At 50.4% G+C, this 20,530-nt stretch carries 20 protein-coding genes, 1 tRNA gene and 1 other RNA gene; 2 read left to right on the forward strand and 20 right to left on the reverse strand.

The genetic code is table 11. From position 1 onward, the window contains the following. The 20 genes from ON063_RS11325 to ON063_RS11420 form a co-directional block, all read right to left on the reverse strand. A partial coding sequence (locus ON063_RS11325) for a DUF6904 family protein (RefSeq protein ID WP_446719135.1) occupies positions 1-305 on the reverse strand: 305 nt, incomplete at its 3' end. 238 nt (positions 306-543) lie between these two features. Then, entirely contained in the window at positions 544-687 is a 144-nt protein-coding gene (locus ON063_RS11330; protein WP_214746089.1) for an alcohol dehydrogenase, read from the reverse strand. A 114-nt stretch (positions 688-801) separates the two neighbouring features. Continuing rightward, positions 802-1,157, reverse strand: a transfer-messenger RNA (tmRNA) gene (gene ssrA / locus ON063_RS11335). A 49-nt stretch (positions 1,158-1,206) separates the two neighbouring features. Then, positions 1,207-1,677, reverse strand: a complete 471-nt coding sequence (gene smpB / locus ON063_RS11340; protein WP_274665214.1) for an SsrA-binding protein SmpB — start codon at positions 1,675-1,677, stop codon at positions 1,207-1,209. 54 nt (positions 1,678-1,731) lie between these two features. After that, positions 1,732-4,137: a ribonuclease R gene (gene rnr / locus ON063_RS11345; protein WP_274665215.1), complete on the reverse strand. Its 2,406-nt coding sequence runs from the start codon at positions 4,135-4,137 to the stop codon at positions 1,732-1,734. 15 nt (positions 4,138-4,152) lie between these two features. Further along, positions 4,153-4,893 carry an alpha/beta hydrolase gene (locus ON063_RS11350; protein WP_074033592.1) on the reverse strand — a complete coding sequence of 247 codons (741 nt, stop codon included), beginning with the start codon at positions 4,891-4,893 and terminating at the stop codon, positions 4,153-4,155. A gap of 102 nt (positions 4,894-4,995) precedes the next feature. Beyond that, positions 4,996-5,220 (reverse strand): preprotein translocase subunit SecG, encoded by a 225-nt coding sequence (secG, locus tag ON063_RS11355; protein ID WP_012726902.1) that lies wholly within the window; start codon positions 5,218-5,220, stop codon positions 4,996-4,998. A 73-nt stretch (positions 5,221-5,293) separates the two neighbouring features. Continuing rightward, positions 5,294-6,181, reverse strand: a complete 888-nt coding sequence (locus ON063_RS11360; protein ID WP_083600113.1) for a YitT family protein — start codon at positions 6,179-6,181, stop codon at positions 5,294-5,296. 48 nt (positions 6,182-6,229) lie between these two features. Next, positions 6,230-7,570, reverse strand: coding sequence for a glycosyltransferase (locus ON063_RS11365; protein ID WP_274665216.1), 1,341 nt, complete (start codon positions 7,568-7,570; stop codon positions 6,230-6,232). After that, complete coding sequence (locus ON063_RS11370; RefSeq protein WP_274665221.1) at positions 7,567-8,775, reverse strand: glycosyltransferase family 4 protein; 1,209 nt, start codon at positions 8,773-8,775, stop codon at positions 7,567-7,569. The genes ON063_RS11365 and ON063_RS11370 overlap by 4 nt, the downstream gene beginning before the upstream one ends. Before the next feature lie 21 nt (positions 8,776-8,796). Next, positions 8,797-9,678, reverse strand: coding sequence for a UTP--glucose-1-phosphate uridylyltransferase GalU (galU, locus tag ON063_RS11375; RefSeq protein ID WP_214693547.1), 882 nt, complete (start codon positions 9,676-9,678; stop codon positions 8,797-8,799). Between the two features lie 231 nt (positions 9,679-9,909). Continuing rightward, complete coding sequence (locus tag ON063_RS11380) at positions 9,910-10,707, reverse strand: aminoglycoside phosphotransferase family protein (protein WP_274665217.1); 798 nt, start codon at positions 10,705-10,707, stop codon at positions 9,910-9,912. 265 nt (positions 10,708-10,972) lie between these two features. Continuing rightward, positions 10,973-12,265, reverse strand: coding sequence for a phosphopyruvate hydratase (eno, locus tag ON063_RS11385; protein WP_012726908.1), 1,293 nt, complete (start codon positions 12,263-12,265; stop codon positions 10,973-10,975). A gap of 33 nt (positions 12,266-12,298) precedes the next feature. After that, positions 12,299-13,840, reverse strand: coding sequence for a 2,3-bisphosphoglycerate-independent phosphoglycerate mutase (gene gpmI, locus ON063_RS11390; RefSeq protein WP_274665218.1), 1,542 nt, complete (start codon positions 13,838-13,840; stop codon positions 12,299-12,301). Beyond that, positions 13,841-14,593, reverse strand: coding sequence for a triose-phosphate isomerase (gene tpiA, locus ON063_RS11395; RefSeq protein WP_034778525.1), 753 nt, complete (start codon positions 14,591-14,593; stop codon positions 13,841-13,843). Between the two features lie 18 nt (positions 14,594-14,611). After that, positions 14,612-15,796 (reverse strand): phosphoglycerate kinase, encoded by a 1,185-nt coding sequence (locus tag ON063_RS11400; protein ID WP_214746065.1) that lies wholly within the window; start codon positions 15,794-15,796, stop codon positions 14,612-14,614. A gap of 97 nt (positions 15,797-15,893) precedes the next feature. Next, positions 15,894-16,901 (reverse strand): type I glyceraldehyde-3-phosphate dehydrogenase, encoded by a 1,008-nt coding sequence (gap, locus tag ON063_RS11405; protein WP_012726912.1) that lies wholly within the window; start codon positions 16,899-16,901, stop codon positions 15,894-15,896. A gap of 59 nt (positions 16,902-16,960) precedes the next feature. Next, positions 16,961-17,989 (reverse strand): sugar-binding transcriptional regulator, encoded by a 1,029-nt coding sequence (locus ON063_RS11410; protein ID WP_446719136.1) that lies wholly within the window; start codon positions 17,987-17,989, stop codon positions 16,961-16,963. A 109-nt stretch (positions 17,990-18,098) separates the two neighbouring features. Then, positions 18,099-18,356: a glutaredoxin family protein gene (locus tag ON063_RS11415; RefSeq protein WP_251126893.1), complete on the reverse strand. Its 258-nt coding sequence runs from the start codon at positions 18,354-18,356 to the stop codon at positions 18,099-18,101. 5 nt (positions 18,357-18,361) lie between these two features. Further along, the gene (locus ON063_RS11420) at positions 18,362-19,507 is read right to left on the reverse strand and encodes an RNA polymerase factor sigma-54 (RefSeq protein WP_274665219.1); all 1,146 of its coding nucleotides are present in this window, start codon (positions 19,505-19,507) and stop codon (positions 18,362-18,364) included. Positions 19,508-19,625: 118 nt separating this feature from the next. Here ON063_RS11420 and ON063_RS11425 point away from each other — a divergent pair. After that, positions 19,626-19,698, forward strand: a tRNA-Arg gene (locus ON063_RS11425). Positions 19,699-19,835: 137 nt separating this feature from the next. Further along, positions 19,836-20,530 (forward strand): nuclease-related domain-containing protein (locus ON063_RS11430; RefSeq protein WP_274665220.1); only part of this gene is annotated, 695 nt, incomplete at its 3' end.

Below are 20,530 nucleotides of genomic sequence, written 5' to 3' on the forward strand. Positions count from 1 at the left end.
TAAAGCATTTCCGGCCAAAACATTTCAAATGAGAGGATTAAATTTTGTTTCGGTCCCACCAGTGATAAAAAAGCTAATTGTTCGTCATTAAGTCCGTGTTCTTTAAAGCTTGCATTTCGGTGACCCATAAACGTATGTCTAAGTTCGTAGCAAAAACCTAAAATTCGAATTACCGGTCCATCCGTTAAATCCTCACCCGCACGACCAAGAAGCTTATGTAGTGAATCATATAGCATTCTAAAGTCTTCTGGTTCCCCTGACAGTAAAACACCAGTCATATTAGGCGTATGCACAGCCTTTAACATCTAATCCCTCCACGTTTAAATACTATTTGTGAACCAACAAGCAATCAATATCTCTTAACATCTCTATACTGATAGAAAAGGAAGTCGATTAGAAGACGAGAAAAATCAAATTCAATTTGAAGAAGAGACATGGCAAGAAAACCATCAATGAAAGACACACATTGATGATCCTCTTCTCTTATTTCTTCATCTTATAATAACACTTGAACTCAAGTGAACGGTCTTACCCTTCACCAAATCACTTCTTCTCTTGTTGCTTCTGCAAATATGCTTCACGAAGCTTGTTCAATCGTTCCTTCTTGTTCGAAACAGTCGGCTTTTTCCCGTCTTGATACTTCGCCGCAGCTACTTTGCTTCTCGTGTCTAGTTGATATTTCCCCATGCTCTTCACCTTCCTTTCTTTATAGCTTCAATCAAAAGCAAAGACCCTCTAATCTCAATGAAATTAGAAGGTCTTCATGAAAATCATTGATCGCAGTCGTTACAGACTGCTTCAAAATGGAGACGGCGGGAGTCGAACCCGCGTCCGAAGGCATCGTAACGTATGCTTCTACGTGTGTAGTTTATCTATTGAATCTCGATGTGACACTGCCGATAAACAGGCGTTGTCGCATCCAGTCTGTTTCATCTCTTCTTCGCGCCCTCAGACGGCGAGGTTGAAGCGTAGCTTGCTTAGTTTGAGACCCTGAAAGTCATCCACACAAGCGATGGATGTCAGGATCCGCAGGGCACTTAGGCTGCTGCGAGTTGTGTGTTAGTTTTGCCAGTTATAGGCGTTTACGTTTTAACGAGGCCGACCCCTCGACACGCCACATACGACCGACCTACCCCCGTCGAATCCATAACGTCCCCGGGGTGGTAATTGGTACTATATCTAATATACCACAATCAGGATTCGTTGTCAGTATTTTTGCCGATCGCGCATCGCGCGGTCGACGTCACGCTTCGCATCTTTCTTCTTCAAGTCCTCGCGTTTGTCGTACTTCTTCTTCCCTTTTCCGACGCCGAGCAGGCACTTGGCGAACCCGTTCTTGATATACACTTTGAGCGGGATGATCGTGTAGCCGTCACGCCCTGACGCCCCGATAAGCTGATTGATTTGCTTCTTATGCAGCAATAGCTTTCGGACGCGGAGTGGCTCATGGTTGAAGCGGTTCCCCTGGTCGAACGGGCTGATATGACAGTTGTGAAGCGTCGCCTCGCCCCCGTCGAACCGGACGTACGCATCCGCGATATTGATCTTCGATTGACGGACCGACTTGATCTCCGTCCCTGTGAGCACCATGCCTGCCTCAATCGTATCCTCGATCGCGTAATCGAAGGACGCCTTGCGGTTTTGGGCGAGTGCGTTCGAATCTATCTTCTTGGCCATACACATTCAGTCCTTTATCTACAAGATACGGAGGAAGGGACGAGCCCTTCCCCGTCAGCGACGCTTCTTCGCACCTCGTTTGGCGTCGCCTTTTCGTTTATGCTTGTCTTTCTTCTTCAAGTCGAGTGCCGAACGGCCTTGGGAAGACTTCTCCCCGTTACGTTTCGGTTTCTCACCTGGTTTGCCCGGCTTCCCAGGTCTTCCTGGTTTGCCGCGCTTCTTCTTGTCGTCTCGACCACGACCGCCACGACGGTCTTTCTCATCCTTCTTCGGACGACCGCCTTTTGCTTTGATTGTCGTCGGTTGGCGACGCGTCGATGGTTCCCGTTTCGGCATGCCGACGACCGTGAAATCAATCGTCCGCTCGTCTAGATTGACGGCGTCGACTTTGACACGAACGGCGTCCCCGATCCGGAACTGACGTTTTGTCCGCTCCCCGAGCAGCATGAGCTGTGATTCATCGAAGTGGTAGTAGTCATCCATCGACTGGAGACGAACGAGACCTTCGATCGTATTCGGAAGCTCGACGAACATTCCGAAGTTCGTGACGCCGGCGACGACACCATCGAACTCTTCACCGAGATGGGCTTCCATGTATTCGGCTTTCTTGAGCGCCTGTGTCTCACGCTCTGCGTCGACGGAGCGACGTTCCCGTTTCGATGCCTGTTCGGCGATCGCCCCGAGACGATCCTCGTACTTCGCAATCGTCTTCTCCGACAAGTCGTTGTTGAAGACGTATGTGCGCATGAGACGGTGGACAATCAAGTCCGGGTAACGACGGATCGGTGACGTGAAGTGCGTATAGAAGTCCGTCGCGAGTCCGAAGTGACCGAGCGATACGTCATCATATTTCGCCTGTTGCATCGAGCGAAGCATGATCGTGCTGATGACCGGCTCTTCCGGTTCACCGTCAATCGCCTTCAAGATTTTTTGAAGCGTCTTCGGTTCGACCGTCTGTCCTTTGATGCGTTCGATGTGAACGCCAAAGTTTGCGACGAAGTCGAAGAAGAAGTCGAGCTTGTCCGGTTTCGGATTGTCGTGGACACGATAGATGAACGGCACGTCCATCTTGTGGAAATGTTCAGCGACCGTCTCGTTGGCCGCGAGCATGAACTCCTCGATCAACTTCTCGGCGACCGAACGTGGACGAAGCACGATATCCGCCGGCTTCCCTTCCTCGTTGACGACGACTTTCGCCTCGGCGAAATCGAAGTTGATCGCACCGCGCGAGTTGCGTCGTTTCCGAAGAACTTCCGCAAGCTCGGCCATGAGGTCGAACTCACCGATGAACGGCTCGTATTTTTTCAACGTCTCTTCGTCATCGCGCTCGATGATCTCACGGACGTTCGTATACGTCATCCGCTCCGTCGTCTTGATGACACTCGGGAACAAGTCATGGCTGACGACCTTCCCGTTTTGCGGGGAGATTTCCATGACACAGCTGAGCGTCAAGCGGTTGACGTGCGGGTTGAGGGAACAAATTCCGTTCGAGAGTCGGTGCGGCAACATCGGAATGACACGGTCGACGAGATACACACTCGTCCCACGCTCGAGCGCCTCGACGTCGAGCGGTGAGCCCTCTTTCACGTAATGCGAGACATCGGCGATATGGACACCCAGCTCGTAGTTCCCGTTATCGAGTTTTTTGACGTGGACGGCATCGTCCAAGTCTTTCGCATCTTCGCCGTCAATCGTGAAGATCGTCTCGTCACGAAGGTCGACGCGACCGATGAAATCTTTCTCATCCGCCTCGTCCGGCACCGCGTTCGCCTGCGCGATCACGTCCTCCGGGAACTCCGTCGGAATGCCGTGTTTATAGACGATCGACAAGATATCGACACCTGGGTCGTTCTTATGCCCGATGATGCGGACGACGTCACAGGCACCGGCGAAGCGTCCGTCCGGATACTTCGTGATGCGCACGACGACTTTATGTCCGTCGACGGCACCGAGCGATTTGTCCGGGTTGACGACCGGCCAAAAGTTAATGCGCTTGTCATCCGGCTCGATGAAGGCGAACTGGTCAAGTCGACCGCTCGGGAGCGTATACGTCCCGACGAACTCCGAGAGTCCGCGCTTCAATACTTTCAATAGGATTCCTTCTGTCTTGCCACGGTTGTCCTCGCGTTTTTTGACGAGAATCGTATCGCCATGGTAGACGTCCTTCAGTTGGTCGGGCGGCAAGAACACGTCTTCCGCTTCCCCTTCGACCGACAAGAAGCCGAAGCCGCGCTGGTGGATCGAGATGATCCCCGCGACTTGGCCGAGCGAGGCGAGCGTCCCGTAACGGTTCGTCCGCGTCCGGCCGATGGCACCCTCTTCCTCGAGGGCATTCAATGTGCGGATGAGTTCTTTGAAGTCATCCGTCGACGCGAGCTGTAATCGCTCGGTCAGTTGATCGACAGAGAGCGGTTTCTCGCTCGCCTGTAAGATCTCTAGTAATTGGTCACGTAAATTCAACGTGACACCTCCTTCTTAGACTGACCAGTCTAACGTTTCGAGAAAATCGAGCACGTCCTGGTGCAGTTTCTCTTTTTCTTTGTCGAGCGTAATCACATGTCCCGAGTTCTCATAGATGAGCAACTCTTTTTGGAACGTGTTGACCGCCTCGTAAATTTGATTCGCCGATTCCGGGTCGATCATGTTGTCTTTGGCGCCTTGGACGACGAGTGTCGGGACGAAGATGTCCTCGAGCTTCGACGCCGTGTCGCGGACGAAGGCACGGAGGTCTTTTAGCGTTGGCATCGGTTTGAACTCTGCCATCTCCTGCTCGATCTGTTCCGGCGACTTTTCTTCTCTACCCTTATATTCTCGGGCATATGCCTGGACTCCTTTATACAAGCGGTCCTCGGCATCGATTCCAGTCGGCGCGCACATCGGGATGACCGCCTTGACGTCTTTCTCCTCGGCGAGACGGAGCGACATCACGCCACCTAGCGATAGTCCGCAGACGACGATCTCCTCATGGCCTTTGTCGACGAGTGTCTGGTAAGCGTTCAAGACGTCTTCCCACCAGTCTTCTGGTCCATATTGGAGTAACTCTTCCGGTGGGACGGCATGACCACGATAGATCGGTCCCATACATGTGTATCCTTCTTTTTGAAGGAAGCGACCGAGCATGCGGACATCCGCGCTCGATCCAGTGAAGCCATGTAACATCAACACGGCACGTTTTCCGCCCTCGAAGAAGAACGGTTTTGGTGCAGTCACTTTCATTTTATCTGTCATCTCCTCGTATCTACATTATTCCCAAAAAATAAATCGAAAAAACAAAAGCTGACCGCCTCACGTGAAAATCGAGAACGATCAGCCTTATCATCATAATGATGCGACTAGTAATCCTAAAATGAAAAACAAAGTGCCTAGTACAGCTGCAGTTCGGTTCAAAACAGCATCGAAGCCGCGCGCTTTCTGGCGTCCGAACAACTGCTCCGCGCCACCTGCAATCGCTCCAAGACCTTGCGACCGACCTGACATGAGCAGTACGACGACAATCAATAAGACAGCCACGACAAGTAGGCTGATTGTAGCGATCGTTTGCATAGTAGTCAGTTCCTCCTTCTATTTACACGCCTTTTATTATATAGAAGTTATCGTCAAAACACCAGCATTCAAATTATCGGGACGGGTAGCTGAATCCTTCTCCGATGACTTCCTTCACTTGGTGGATGACGACGAAGGCGCGGTCGTCCGTCACTTGGACGATTTTTTTGAGTGGTGCGATCTGACGTTTGTCGACGATCATATACAACATGTTCTTATCCTGCTTCGTGTAGTAGCCGTGTCCATGAATGATCGTCGCCGAGCGACCTAGCGTCTCCGTCAAGACGACGGCGAGCTCTTCTTGCTTGTCACTGATGATCGTGACGGCCTTGCGGATGTTGAGTCCTTCCGCGACGAGGTCGATGACCCACGAACCGATGATGATGGCGATGAGCGTATAAAGGACGACCTGTTCCCCTAAGAAGAAGCCAGATGTCGCGACGACAATCGCATCGATGATGAACATCGAGACGGCGACGCTCAAGTGGAGATAACGCTCCATGAGCCGGGCGATGATGACGCCCCCTCCTGTCGTCCCACCGACACGAAGCACCATGCCGATCCCGACCCCGATCATAATCCCGGCGTAGACGGCCGCGAGCAGTTTGTCCTCGGCAGGACTGCCCCAGTCGTGCGTCAGACTGAGAAAGAATGACGTCGCCACGACGGCGATGACCGAATAGACCATTGTCCGACGGTCAAGCAGCTTATAGCCGACGATAAAGAGAATCCCGTTCCCGATGATCGACGTGAGCCCGAGGTCCCAGCCGAACACGTAGTACAAGATGATTGTGACCCCGAGCAGGCCACCTTCTGAGAAATCGTTCGGTACGGTGAAGTAGTTGACCCCGAATGAGAGAATGAATGAGCCCGCGATGATCCAGGCGATATCCTTCACCGAGATGGTTTGTAGCTTGCGCCATACTTGTTGGCGCAATAGATGTTGCTGTTGACGTTTCATAAATTGTCCTCCTTCCACATAAAAAAGACCGCGGCAAAAGCCGCAGTCTTAAGATTGTACTGGCTTTGGCGCACCGTCTTTCATAATCGGCAACTTGCGCTCCGCTGCATTCGCGTAGACGTTCAAGAGTGCCTCTTTTTCCAAATCCCAGTTATATTTCTCACGCGCGGTCTTCGTGTTCTCTTTGACACGCGCATAGAGTGCTTGGTCTTCAATCATACGGTTGACGCCGTCTGCGATCGATTGTGGATCGTGCGAGTCGACGAGCACCCCGACATCGTTCCCCGCAACGACCCGTTCGATTTCAGGGAAGTCACATGAGACGACCGGTACTTCGGCCATCAAATACTCGAACAATTTGTTCGACGACGCCGAGTAGTGGTTGAAGCAGACGTTGTTCAATACTTGGAAGCCTAAGTAGGCGTTCATCGTATAGTAAGGTAACGCTTCGACCGGTACTTTGTCAATCATCTTGACACGATCGCCGACACCTTCCGTCTCAATCAACTGTTGAATCGTCGGTTTGAGCTTCCCGTCCCCAATCATGACGAGCGTGCCCTCTTTGAAGTCTTTCGCCGCGAGCACGAGTTGTTCGAGACCGCGCCCTGCTTGAATCCCACCTTGGTACAAGAGGATCTTCTCGTCTTTCGGCAAGTCAAGAAGTGCATGCAAGTCCTTTCGGAGCGAGAAGTCTAGCGGACGATAGAACGGATAGTTGTGGAGCACGTACGGGTAGAATCCGTATAACTCTTCGTTGTGTGCCGCACGTGTATGGTTCTCGACCATCATCGTATCGACGAACGGCAAGAGCCATCCCTCGAGGTTACTTTGGATGTATCCGTAACCGGTACGGTCCGTCTGTACTTCGTGCGAATCGTAGACGATTCGGCCTTTGTTGAACACTTTTCCGGCGAGGAGTGCCTGCGGGAGCGTGTTCAAATCGTTCGCATGATAAAAGTCATATGACTTCTTCGTCGACGTGAAAACCATCTCGAGCATCGCACTCGCGTTGACGATTTGCTTACGCACTTGCGGCAACAAGACCGTCCCGACCGCTGCCCCGAGAGCGAGCATCGTGAACGGTGCGAGTAGGAACAAGCCGGCACCAACGAGTCCGGCACCGATTTGACGGGTACGTTTCTCACTCACCCATTGATAAGTCTTCTTCGCGAACTTGAGCGCGTTGACGAGAATCGATGGTTGACGCTTCACGCGGATGACGCGGAAGCCTTCCGGACGCATCTCTTCTTTCGGTAACTCTTTATTTTTCGGGTCTTGGAGCGCAATCAAATCAACTTCATAACCTGCCTCGGCGAGTGCCGAGCATTCGCGAAGGACGCGCGCATCATTCGTAAAATGGTTCCATACAAACATACATACTGACTTCATTGTGTTTCCTCCATCACTAACTGTTGTACGACTTGATCTAACACGTCGATATTCTCTTCCCAACATAAATTCTCTTTGACGTAACGAATCCCGTTCGCCCCGAGCGCCTCCCGAAGGTCCGGTCGGTCGAGGAGCTTGCGGAGAATCCGCTCAATCTCATCGATATCCCGTTTCCGAGAGACGAATCCGACTTCAGCCGCTTCAATGACATTCGCCGCATGGCCTGACACTGCTGCGACAATCGGTTTGCCGACCGCCATATAGTCGATGAGTTTCCCCGGGATGACCGTATCGAACACTTCTTGCTCAATCAGGCTGACAAAGGCGACGTCCGCATTTTTAATCGCTTGGAACGCCTCCGTCCGTGGCATCGCTTCAAGGAACAAGAAGTTTTGGAAACCACGCTCTTTGATTGTCTGCTTCAACTCTTCTTTCCGATACCCGTAACCAATCAGTTTGAAGTGAATCCGCGGTTCGTCACGGAACCGTTCGGCGAGTTCGAGTAAGAGTGACACGTCCTGGGCGAGCCCCATGTTTCCGGCATATAGGATCTCCATCCGGTCGTCCGGTGGGATTGTCCGCTCGAGCGCTCGTTCCGATTCTCGAATCGAGTTCGGCATGTAGTGGATTTTCTCGTTTGGGACACCGCGTTGACGCAGATAGCTGCGGAAGCCTTCCGAGTTGATGATGACCTCGTCAGCTGCACGATACAGTCGCTTTTCGAGCCAAAATGCCGGCGCGAGCACCCAGTCGTGCTTGAACACGCCGACCCCTTTCACCGATTCCGGCCAAAGGTCACGAACGTCCAAAATGAGGGGGACACGATACTTCCGTTTCGCATATACCCCGACAAACGCCATAAAAAAAGAAGGGGTCGTCGCAAATACGACGTCTGGCTTCAATTTTAACTGACGGACGGCCCCGATCCCTTTCACCATCTGTTCGAGGAACAAGAAGAGACGGCTGACCATGTTGGACGTATGTTTCCGCTTCTTCGTAATGAGTCGTTTGATGAACGGTTGGTCGTTCAGCTCCCGGTCATTCCAGAATCGGTCGTCCTGATACATATCAAAGCTCGGGTATGAAGGGGCGGCCGTGATGACCTCGACTTCATACCCGCGCTGCTTCATCAAATGCGTAATGTTTTGCATCCGGTTGCCGGCGCTACCGATCTCCGGATAATAGTTTTGACACACCATGAGCATTGTTTTCAAAAATAACACACCTTACTGTTGATCAAGTTCGTCCACGAGCCGTTTTAACAAGGCATGGACGTCATCTTTTAAATCAGGATCGCTGAGCGCGTGGCAAATCGTCGTCTCGACGAATCCAATCGGCTCCCCGACGTCATAGCGTCGACCATCAAATTCGTAAGCAAAGACCGTCTGCGCCTCATTCAAGCGTGCGATCGCATCCGTCAATTGAATCTCGCCTCCTGCCCCTGCTTCTTGCCCTGACAACGCCTCAAAGACGTCCGGTGTCAGCACATAGCGACCGAGGATGGCAAAGTTCGATGGGGCCTCACCGACGGGCGGTTTCTCGACGAACGTCCGCACCGGGATGAGCTTCCCTTCGACGGCAAGCGGGTCAATTATACCATATCGGTTCGTCATTTCATACGGGACACGCTGCACACCGATGATCGAGCGTTCATGCGCCTCATATTGGTCAATCAACTGTTTCGTCGCCGGCACGTCGGATTCAATGATGTCATCTCCGAGCAAGACAGCGAACGGTTCGTCCCCAATGAATTTCCGAGCACACCAAATCGCATGACCGAGACCTTTAGGCTCCTGTTGGCGTATGTAGTGAATGTTCGCCAAGTTCGAAGAGTGTCGGACCGATTCGAGTAAGCGGGTCTTCCCTTTTGACTCCAAGTTTTGCTCCAACTCGAGCGCACGGTCAAAATGATCCTCGATGGCGCGCTTGTTCTTACCCGTGACGATGATGATGTCTTCGATTCCTGAGGCGACAGCTTCCTCGACGATGAACTGAATCGTCGGTTTGTTGACGATTGGCAACATCTCTTTTGGCATGGCTTTCGTGGCTGGTAGGAAGCGGGTGCCGAGACCGGCGGCTGGGATGATGGCTTTACGTACTCGTGTCATTAGCATTGGCTCCTTTACTCGTTATGTAATGAGTATACCCAAATTTTGTGTAAGCTGACACAAAATAGAGGTCATGACAAAGGAGTCATGACCAATCGTCGTCACGCTTTGATTTTAGGTAGTACCAAATGCCGAATCCGATTAGCAGTACCAAGAAAAGTAACCCGAACATCATCATCGGAATCGCCTCCCCATTCATGCTTCACTAATCTATTCCCTTCCTACATCGTTTCAGAACCACTTATGGCCATGCGTTTGAATGAAACGAAGTTCTTCTTGATAATGATCGTAGTGTCCCTCATCTATCATCTTTTGGAAGGCGATATCCCCTTCAGCGGCTTTTCGTTTCATCAATAGACAGAGTGCCTCGATACGTAACTGTAACATCTTAAACCAGTCTTCCTTGGGGTCGTCCCAACCGTATGCCTTTAAGAATAATGAAACACGTTCTTTATACGACTCGTCATCTCGAACCGCATCGTAATAGATGACCTCTCCTGATTCAGCTTGATGGCGTCGACTGAGCGGAACGAACGTGTAAAGCGCGTAGACGATATCCCAAGCTCTCGGACCTGGCGCAGCCAAATCAAAGTCGATGATCCCTGATACTTTCCCCACATGAAAAATCGTATTGTAGACGGCAAAGTCATTATGGCAAATGACCTCTAGCGGTTGAGGCGTGTTGTCAATCGGTGCCCAATCTGACGACCACTCAAAATCTGTCGACGCATCATGCAGACGTCTCATTAGTCGTGCAACATCTTGAATCGCCTCATCGGACCACATGTAAGACTTCAAGGGATAGTCTGCGGTTTCTCCTTCCAAGTAAGTTAACACTTCTCTCCCTCGATCATCGATTCCGATAAAGCGTGGCACTCCGGAAAGTTGCTTTGCCTCCAAGTGACGTAACCATTGATGAATACGCTCGCTGCCTTCCTTTTGAGTGCGATAGACGTAATTCCCTTTTTTATAGACAGTTGACACGTTCCCGCCACTCAACCTTTTTTCTTGTTCATTCGATTGGTCCATCCAATCTCCCCCTACTCTTTATCAGTCACGTTCAGTATACAGCAACACAGGATCTCGATGACGAGAAGGTCCGACAAAGAGCGATTTTGTCCGTCCAAGCGGCACCGTGACTCTTGCAGGAAAGCAATCTCGCGGAGACCCCGCAAGCGCATAAGCGCGAGGAGGCTCCGTGGATTGCCTGCAGAAAGCATCGGTGCCGTCAGGACGGGTTGAAAAACACCCATAAAAAAACAGGTCCGCCATAAAGCGAACCTGAAACAATCAATTATTTTTTGAGGTTGTAGAACGACTTGATGCCGTCGTATTTCGCTACATCGCCGAGCATATCTTCGATGCGGAGAAGTTGGTTGTATTTCGCGATACGGTCTGTACGTGAAAGTGAACCAGTTTTGATTTGTCCAGCGTTTGTTGCAACAGCGATGTCCGCGATTGTCGCGTCTTCTGTTTCACCAGAGCGGTGTGAGACAACTGCTGTGTAACCAGCTTTTTTAGCCATTTCGATCGCGTCGAATGTTTCTGTGAGCGTACCGATTTGGTTAACTTTGATGAGAATCGAGTTTGCGATTCCTTTTTCGATACCTTCAGCAAGTTTAGATGTGTTCGTTACGAAGAGGTCATCCCCAACGAGTTGAACTTTGTGTCCGATTTTGTCTGTGAGAAGCTTGTGGCCATCCCAGTCGTTTTCGTCACAACCATCTTCGATTGAGAGGATTGGGTACTTGTCAACGAGCTCAGCGTAGAAGTCTACAAGCTCAGCAGTTGTGAGTGACTTACCTTCGCCAGCGAGTTCGTATTTACCAGTTGACTTGTCGTAGAACTCAGAAGATGCAACGTCCATTGCGAGGTAGACGTCTTCACCTGGTTTGTAACCAGCTTTTTCGATCGCTTCAAGGATAACTGTGATCGCTTCTTCGTTCGATTTCAAGTTTGGTGCGAAACCACCTTCGTCACCAACAGCTGTGTTAAGACCCATACCAGAAAGAACTGATTTGAGGGCGTGGAATACTTCAGCACCCATACGGAGCGCTTCACGGAATGTCGGCGCGCCAACAGGCATGATCATGAACTCTTGGAAGTCCACGTTGTTGTCCGCGTGCGAACCACCGTTGATGATGTTCATCATTGGTGTTGGAAGTGTCTTCGCGTTGAATCCACCGAGGTATGTGTAAAGTGGGAGACCAAGCTCGTCTGCTGCTGCGTGAGCTGCTGCCATTGACACACCGAGGATTGCGTTTGCACCAAGTTTAGCTTTGTTTGGCGTACCGTCGAGTTCGATCATTTTCGCATCGATTGCGTTTTGGTCGAAAACATCGTAGCCGATGAGTTCTGGTGCAATCGTGTCGTTTACGTTTGCAACTGCTTTCAAGACACCTTTACCGAGGTAACGTGACTTGTCGCCATCGCGAAGCTCAACTGCTTCGTGCTCACCTGTTGATGCGCCTGATGGGACGAGGGCACGGCCGAAACCGCCGTCTTCTGTGAAGACTTCTACTTCTACTGATGGGTTACCGCGTGAATCTAAAATCTCGCGTGCGTAAATTTCTGTAATCATTGACATGAAAAATCGCTCCTTTTCGTATGAAAAATAGTTTTATGATTTTGTAACGATTGATGAACCAGTCATTTCAGCTGGTTGCTCTCCACCGAGAAGGTCGAGAAGCGTTGGGGCGAGGTCGCAAAGTGCGCCTTCGAGAACTGGTTTCAGTTCGACTCCCTCTTTTGTGATGATGCACGGAACAGGTTCCGTCGTGTGCGCCGTCATCGGCGAGCCGTCCGGGTTCGTGACGATGTCTGCGTTCCCGTGGTCTGCTGTGATGATGGCCGCGCCACCTTTAGCAAGTAATGCGTCCACTACTTTACCGAGGCATTCATCGACTGCTTCGATTGCTTTCTTCGTCGGCTCAAGCTTACCTGAGTGACCAACCATATCCGGGTTCGCGAAGTTGATGATGTATGCATCATACTCATCCGACTCGATACGCTCGAGCAAGCCGTCTGTGAGTTCGTACGCACTCATTTCTGGTTGCAAGTCGTATGTTGCGACTTTCGGTGAAGGTACGAGGAGACGATCCTCTCCTTCGAATGGTTTTTCTTTTTGTCCGTTCAAGAAGAACGTGACGTGTGGGTACTTCTCTGTTTCTGCGGCACGGAGCTGTTTGTATCCTTGTGCAGAGAGTGTTTCCCCGAGTGTGTTTTTCAAATCTTCCGGTGGGAAGACGATATCCGTGTCGATATCATCCGAGTACTTCGTCATCGAAACGAGAAGAAGGTTCTCAGGATGATTGTCAGAGAGTGTAAAGCCTTCGAATCCAGCTTTCTCTTTGAACACTTTCGACAACTGAATCGCCCGGTCCGGACGGAAGTTGAAGAACATGATGGCATCGTTGTCTTGAATCGTTGCGACCGGCTTGCCATCTTTTTCGATGACTGTCGGTAAGACGAACTCATCCGTCAAATCGTTCTCATACGACTTCTTGAGAACCTCGACTGGGTCCGTACCGACTTCGCCTTTTCCGTTTACGAGGACGTCATATACTTTCTCGACGCGCTCCCAACGGTTGTCGCGGTCCATGGCATAGTAGCGACCAGACACGCTAGCGACTTGACCGACACCGAGTTCAGCGAGCTTTTCTTCAGTTTCCTTGAGGAAACCAGCACCTGACTTCGGATCACAGTCACGGCCGTCCGTGAACGCGTGAATGTACACTTTTTCGATGCCGTGGAGTTTTGCGAACTCAACGACGGCATACATGTGATTGATGTGCGAGTGAATCCCGCCATCTGAAACGAGGCCCATGATATGGAGGCTCGAGTCATGCTTCTTCACATGTCCTGCCAAATGGTTCATCGCTTGACGATCAAAAAGCGAACGATCTTTGATTGCGTTGTTGACGCGTGAGAGTGACTGATAGACGACTCGACCGGCACCGATATTCAAGTGACCGACTTCCGAGTTCCCCATCTGTCCTTCTGGAAGACCGACGTACTCGCCTTTTGCGTTTAAGAGCGTATGTGGATACTGCTCCCAGTAGCGATCGAAGTTCGGTTTGTCCGCAGCCATGACCGCGTTACCGAACGATTCGTCACGCATCCCGAAACCATCTAAGATGATGAGTGCGACTGGTCTAGCCATTTAAATCGCCTCCAACAATTTGAGGAACGAAGCGGCTTCGAGTGAAGCACCGCCGACGAGTGCGCCGTCGATGTCTTCTTGTGCCATGTACTCTTTGATGTTCTCAGGTTTTACAGATCCACCGTATTGGATGCGTACTGCAGCCGCTACGTCTTCGCCGTAAAGACCTTTCACCACGTCGCGAACATACTTACAAGAGCTTTGTGCGTCAGCTTCGTCTGCTGATTTACCTGTACCGATTGCCCAAACTGGCTCGTACGCGATGACGAGTTGTTTGACTTGATCAGCAGAGAGGTCAGCGAGACCGCCTTCGACTTGTGTTTTGATGACTTCTTCGAACTTGTCGCCTTCGCGCTCTTCAAGTGTTTCACCGACACAAACGATTGGCGTAAGACCGTGTTCGAACGCTTTTTTCGTTTTGCTGTTGATGAACGCATCTGATTCGCCGAAGTACTCGCGACGTTCTGAGTGACCAAGGATGACGTAAGTCACGCCAAGGTCAGCGACCATAGCTGGGCTGATTTCGCCAGTGTAGGCACCGCTGTCTTTGTCGTACATGTTTTGTGCACCGAGCTTCAAGTTTGACCCTTTAGCTGCTTCTACCATCGGTGCGAGGAAAAGTGCCGGAGCACCAATCGCTGCATCTACTTTGTCAGTAGACGGAATGTTGTTTTTAACTTCCTCTACGAAAGCGACAGCTTCCGAGAGTGTTTTGTTCATTTTCCAGTTACCTGCAATAATCGGTTTACGCATCGATAACCCTCCTCTAAATTACTTGTCGTTAAGCGCCTCGACACCTGGAAGTTTCTTGCCTTCCATGAATTCGAGTGACGCGCCACCACCAGTTGAAATGTGACTCATCTTGTCAGCAAGACCAAACTTGGCTGCTGCAGCGGCTGAGTCGCCACCACCGATGATTGAATATGCGTCGCTGTCTGCAAGTGCTTGAGCGACACCTTTCGTTCCGTTTGCGTATTTATCGAGTTCGAATACGCCCATCGGTCCGTTCCATACGACAAGTTTCGATTCGCGAATCGCATCCGCGTAAAGTTCGACTGTCTTCGGTCCGATATCAAGACCCATGTGATCCGCTGGGATCGAGTCGATATCGACTGGGCCGACATACGTTTCTTCGCCGAATTCTTTTGTGATGACGCAGTCGACCGGCATCAAGAATTTCACGCCTTTGTCTTCTGCCTTCTTCATGAATTGACGAGCGAGGTCAAGCTTATCCTCTTCAAGGAGTGACGTTCCGACTTCGTGCCCGAGTGCTTTCGAGAACGTGTACGAGAGTCCGCCACCGATGATGAGTGTGTCAACGATGTCAAGAAGGTGGTCGATGACCCCGATCTTGTCCGCTACTTTCGACCCACCGATAATCGCTGTGAACGGACGGTCTGGGTTAGAAAGAGCTTTACCGAGAACTTCAAGTTCTTTTTCCATCAAGAGACCAGCAACGGCTGTGTCCACGTGGTGTGCAATCCCTTCAGTTGAAGCGTGTGCACGGTGAGCCGCACCGAACGCGTCGTTGACGTATACGTCAGCAAGTGCTGCGAATCCTTTTGCAAGTTCAGCGTCGTTTTTCGTTTCACCTGGGTAGAAACGAACGTTCTCTAAAACGACGACATCGCCTTCAGAGAGTTTAGCGACCGCTTCTTCTGCGACCGGACCGTATGCTTCTTCGACGAGCGGTACATCTTTTCCGAGAAGCTCAGCGAGACGCTTCGCTACTGGAGCAAGTGAGAACTCAGGGTTCTTCTCGCCTTTTGGACGGCCGAGGTGGCTCGCGAGGACGAGTTTCGCACCACCGTCAAGCAAGTGCTTGATCGTTGGAAGTGCGGCTTGGATCCGAGTTTCGTCTTGGATGACGCCATCTTTGAGTGGAACGTTGAAGTCAACGCGGCAAAAGACGCGTTTCCCTTTTACATCGATGTCACGAATAGACTGTTTGTTCATAACTTTCGCCTCCATATGTCGTGCGTGTCATTTCATAAATAGAGCGGAGAACAATCTCTTGTTTCCGCTCCTATTTGATTCTATTTAGTTCACGAAATTACTTCGCGATGTTAGCGAAGTGCTTAACTGTGCGAACCAATTGTGCAGTGTAAGACATTTCGTTGTCGTACCAAGAAACTGTTTTAACGAGTTGCTTGTCGCCAACTGTCATAACTTTTGTTTGAGTCGCGTCGAAGAGTGAACCGTATGTGATTCCAACGATGTCAGAAGAAACGATTTCGTCTTCAGTATAACCGAATGACTCGTTTGCTGCTGCTTTCATCGCTGCGTTTACTTCGTCAACAGATACTTGCTTGTCGAGTACAGTTACGAGCTCAGTGAGTGAACCTGTAGCAACTGGTACACGTTGTGCAGCACCGTCAAGTTTTCCTTGAAGTTCAGGGATTACGAGACCGATTGCTTTAGCAGCTCCTGTTGTGTTAGGAACGATGTTCGCTGCAGCTGCACGCGCACGACGGAAGTCACCTTTCGGGTGTGGAGCGTCAAGCGTGTTTTGGTCGCCAGTGTAAGCGTGGATTGTCGTCATGAGACCTTCAACGATTCCGAACTGGTCTTGAAGTACTTTAGCCATTGGAGCCAAGCAGTTTGTTGTACAAGAAGCACCTGAGATGACTGTTTCAGTACCATCGAGGATGTCGTGGTTTGTGTTGTAAACAACAGTCTTCATGTCACCTGTAGCAGGAGCCGAGATAACAACTTTCTTCGCGCCAGCTTTCAAGTGAAGCTCAGCTTTTTCTTTAGAAGTGAAGAATCCAGTACATTCGAGAACGATGTCTACACCGAGGTCTCCCCATGGAAGTTCTTCAGGGTTACGGTTAGCGAGCGTGATAACTTTCTCTCCGTTTACGAGGAAGTGATCGTCGTGTACTTCAACTTCTCCGTCGAAACGACCTTGAGTCGTGTCATACTTGAGAAGGTGCGCAAGCATCTTCGTGTCTGTCAAGTCGTTGATTGCAACAACTTCGATTCCTTCGTTTTTGATGATCTCGCGGAATGCCAAACGACCGATACGTCCAAATCCGTTAATACCAACTTTTACTGCCATGTTAATTTCCTCCTTAGGGTAGAAGCTATTTATTGAAGAGCCAACGGGGGGTCAACTCTTTAATAACAAGTTAATAACTCTTTCGCCGCACCTTCGTCCGTGACGAGGATGATGTTCGACGTGTGTTTCGCATAAGCGGCGATCGCCTGTGCCTTCGATTTTCCTCCGGCAACCGCGATGACGGTATCCATGTCATCCAGCTCTTCGAGTTGGATCCCGACCGTCTTGACGCGATGGACGATCTCGCCTTCCGCATTGAAATAATATCCGAATGCTTCGGCGACGGCGTCATGCCGTTCAATCATCCGCAAATGCTCCGGTGATGCGTGACGGCGTTTTGCCATCGTTTCTGCCTCACCAATTCCATGTACCACAATTCGCGCCGCTCTAATCATTTCCAGTACATTTTTAATACTAGGTTCCTCCACCATCCGGTCGAACGTCTCTTGTGACACTTCATCCGGAATATGTAGAAGATGATAGTCTGCGTGGGCCCGGTCCGCCATGCGTGAACAGACGGTATTCGCTTGAAGTTCAAGCGTTTCTCCAAGACCTCCGCGTGCGGGCACAAAATGCATCGGGCGTTCTTTTTTATCGGGCGACATCATCGCCGCAACCGATGCCATCGTCGTTCCACCCGTTACCGCAATCACGTTATCATCCGGTGCGAGCCGCGCTTTTAATTGCGTGACCGCTGCCCGTCCGATATCGCGCTGGACCCAGAATGTCTCATCTGAATCACCCGGTACGATGACGACTTGGCGAACCCCTAATTTCTCTCCGAGCTCTCTTGCCACTTCTGAGATCCCGAGAAGTTCTCCCATGATCTCGTGCAAGTCCCGTAAGACGTTTCGTCCTGTCTCACTGAGGGAAATTCCTTGAGTAGCGACGTAAAGAAGACCTTGGTCTTTCAAAAAGTCGACTTCTCGTCTGAGTACCCGTTCGGTCAGTCCCAAACTCGTTGCGAGTGTCCTGCGGCCAATCGGCTGCATCAAGCGGACATAGTGTAAGATATCGTAACGATGTCGGAGCGTATCGAGCAGGTCAGGGACAATTTGCTTCTGAACGTGAATCAGTTGCTGGATCATGCTCTTACCCCCTCGACTTTCAGTGTGGACAACTTTTGTCCCACTTTTTTATTTGCGTCCCACCGCTACGAGTTCATCTTATCAATCACTTTTCCGTCTGGCAACCCCTTCAAACGTTTTTTTTCGATGTAAGCGTATACTTAACAAAATCTTCAACTTTGTTGTCATCATATCGCCCTTGACTGATCACTTCTCCTTCGTGTATGAGAACAGGGATTTCGAAGAGGTACTTCGCCTCAAGACCCTCATCTCCCGTAATATCAATCTGCTCGAGCTCGATCGGGTAATCCTCCTGCAGCCATTCGAGCATGACAAGCGCCTCGTCACAGAGCGAACAATTGTCACGTTTATATAAAGTTAGTTTCATTTTTGTCATCCCTTCCATAACTGCCGCTCACGCTCACGTGAGTTGCCGAATCCAAGCTCTTCCCGATAGTTCGTCACGGTCCGTCTCGTCACTGGATAGCCATATCGGGCGAGTTCGTCCGCCAGTGCCTGATCACTTTGCGGGGCTTTCTCCCGTTGAATCAGTTCTGCGAGCGTCCGCTTGATCATGAACGGTGAATGTCCATGACTCGTCGACCTTACAAAAAAGTGTTTCCATTCCATGATCCCGCCTTCGGTCTTCGCAAACTTCCCTTGAATGGCACGTCCGACTGTTGATTCGTGCTTGCCGATTTGTTGTGCGACGGTCCGACGGGTCAGCGGATTGAGGACAAGTTCTCCTTTCAGCCACTCGGTCTGACGTGACGCGATGACAGCCCATATCTCACGTAACGTCTCGTTCCGCATCGCAAGGGACGTCATCCACCATTTTGCCTCGCGGTCATTGCCGACTTTCGTCGCGTCAAGTTCCAGATTGAGCCACGTCGTGACAAGTTTTCCATCTTCGTAACGCACTTCGACTTCCGGAAACACGTGACCCGTTTCTTCATATAATAACGGACGTTTTGGTAGTGTCACGACCATTCGCTCTAAACGGGCGAGCTCTTCTTCTGAAATCGCGAGCACGCTCGCCATCTGTTTTTGGCTCACGCCACTCTCGATTGCGTCAAATACATCGACGACGCGCGGGTCCTCATGTTCAATCGCATGCCGATACTGACACTCTCGTTCCGTTCTCGCCCCGATCCCCGTCGGTTCAAGAAATAAAAGTGCCTGTCTCGCTTGTTCGATTTGAGTTACGTCGACACCGCACCGCTCCGCCAACACCTCATTCGTATCCGGTAATAATCCCCGATGGTCGAGCAACAGGACGAGCTGCCGTCTCAGCTCTTTCTCCGACTCGCTACCGCTTCCTTCACGAATCTGGGTGAACAGCTTCTCTTCGAACGCGCTCGCCGCATCCGCGACCCATCCGAGATCCCCACTCCCGACCTGAATGTTTGGATTATGGCGCGCCAGACGTGCGAGTCGAAACGAGAGCGCGAGACGGTCCGCCTCGAGCACCGGTAGCCGTTGCACAAGGTCTTGCGTCATCTGTTGCTGTTGTACCTGTTTTTGTTCTTGCCGTTGCATCGTTCTCCCCCCTCTTCTCTATTGTAACGAACCCGCTCTGCTTGCGCTCAAAAAAGGATAATGAACAGGATTGCTTTTTTAATAAAACAAATGTATAATAAATTCGTGTCACACACATGCACCCGTAGCTCAGGGGATAGAGCACTGGTTTCCGGTGCCAGGTGTCGGGAGTTCGAATCTCTCCGGGTGTATCAAATGCAAAGGACGAAGGCCAAATGAGGTCTTCGTCCTTTTTTATGTTTTCTACTTCAATTTTAAACCAGCATACTTCTAATTATCCTTTATATAGTATATTTAAGTTAAAGAATTGAAAAAGAGGTGTCAGTAAATGGCTCATACTGTTCCAGAGACGATTCGTTCATCCGCAACAACAGGAGAACGACTTGTCTTTCGCACATTGAAGCGCTACCTCCCAGATGATTACATCGTTTACTTCGAACCCAATATACACGGCAGAAGGCCAGATTTCGTCATCATTGGACCCGACTTAGGATTAATCGTTTTAGAGGTGAAAGACTATACTCGCTCTACGCTCTACCAACTGAACCACGATGAATGGATCATCACTCCTGCAAACGAATCTCAAAAGAAAGTGAAAAGTCCATTTCTACAAGCCCGTGAAAATATGTTCAAATTAACTGATGTCCTAAAGAAAGATCAAAACCTGATTCAGCACGAAGGAAAATATGCAACGACCTTAAAATTCCCTTATGGCTCAGGCGTTATTTTTACACGACTGACACAAGATGATTGTATTCGCCATGGACTCTATCAAGTCATCGATCCTTGTTTGTCACTCATGCGTGATGAAATCAATCCTGATGACCCACAATTCTCAGAGGAAATCCTCATCGAAAAAATTCTGAACATGTTCACTGTTCCTTATCGCCTAAAGCAACCATTGACCGGAGAAGAGATTGATGCGATTCGTTATCATCTATTCCCAGAAGTTCGAATCAGCGCAGAATTCAAAAAAGTCACCCCTTATCAAGATCAGCTCTTACTTTCCCTTCACAACATCCG

Source organism: Exiguobacterium sp. B2(2022), assembly GCF_028823655.1.
GTDB classification, from domain to species: Bacteria; Bacillota; Bacilli; order Exiguobacteriales; family Exiguobacteriaceae; genus Exiguobacterium; species Exiguobacterium aestuarii_A.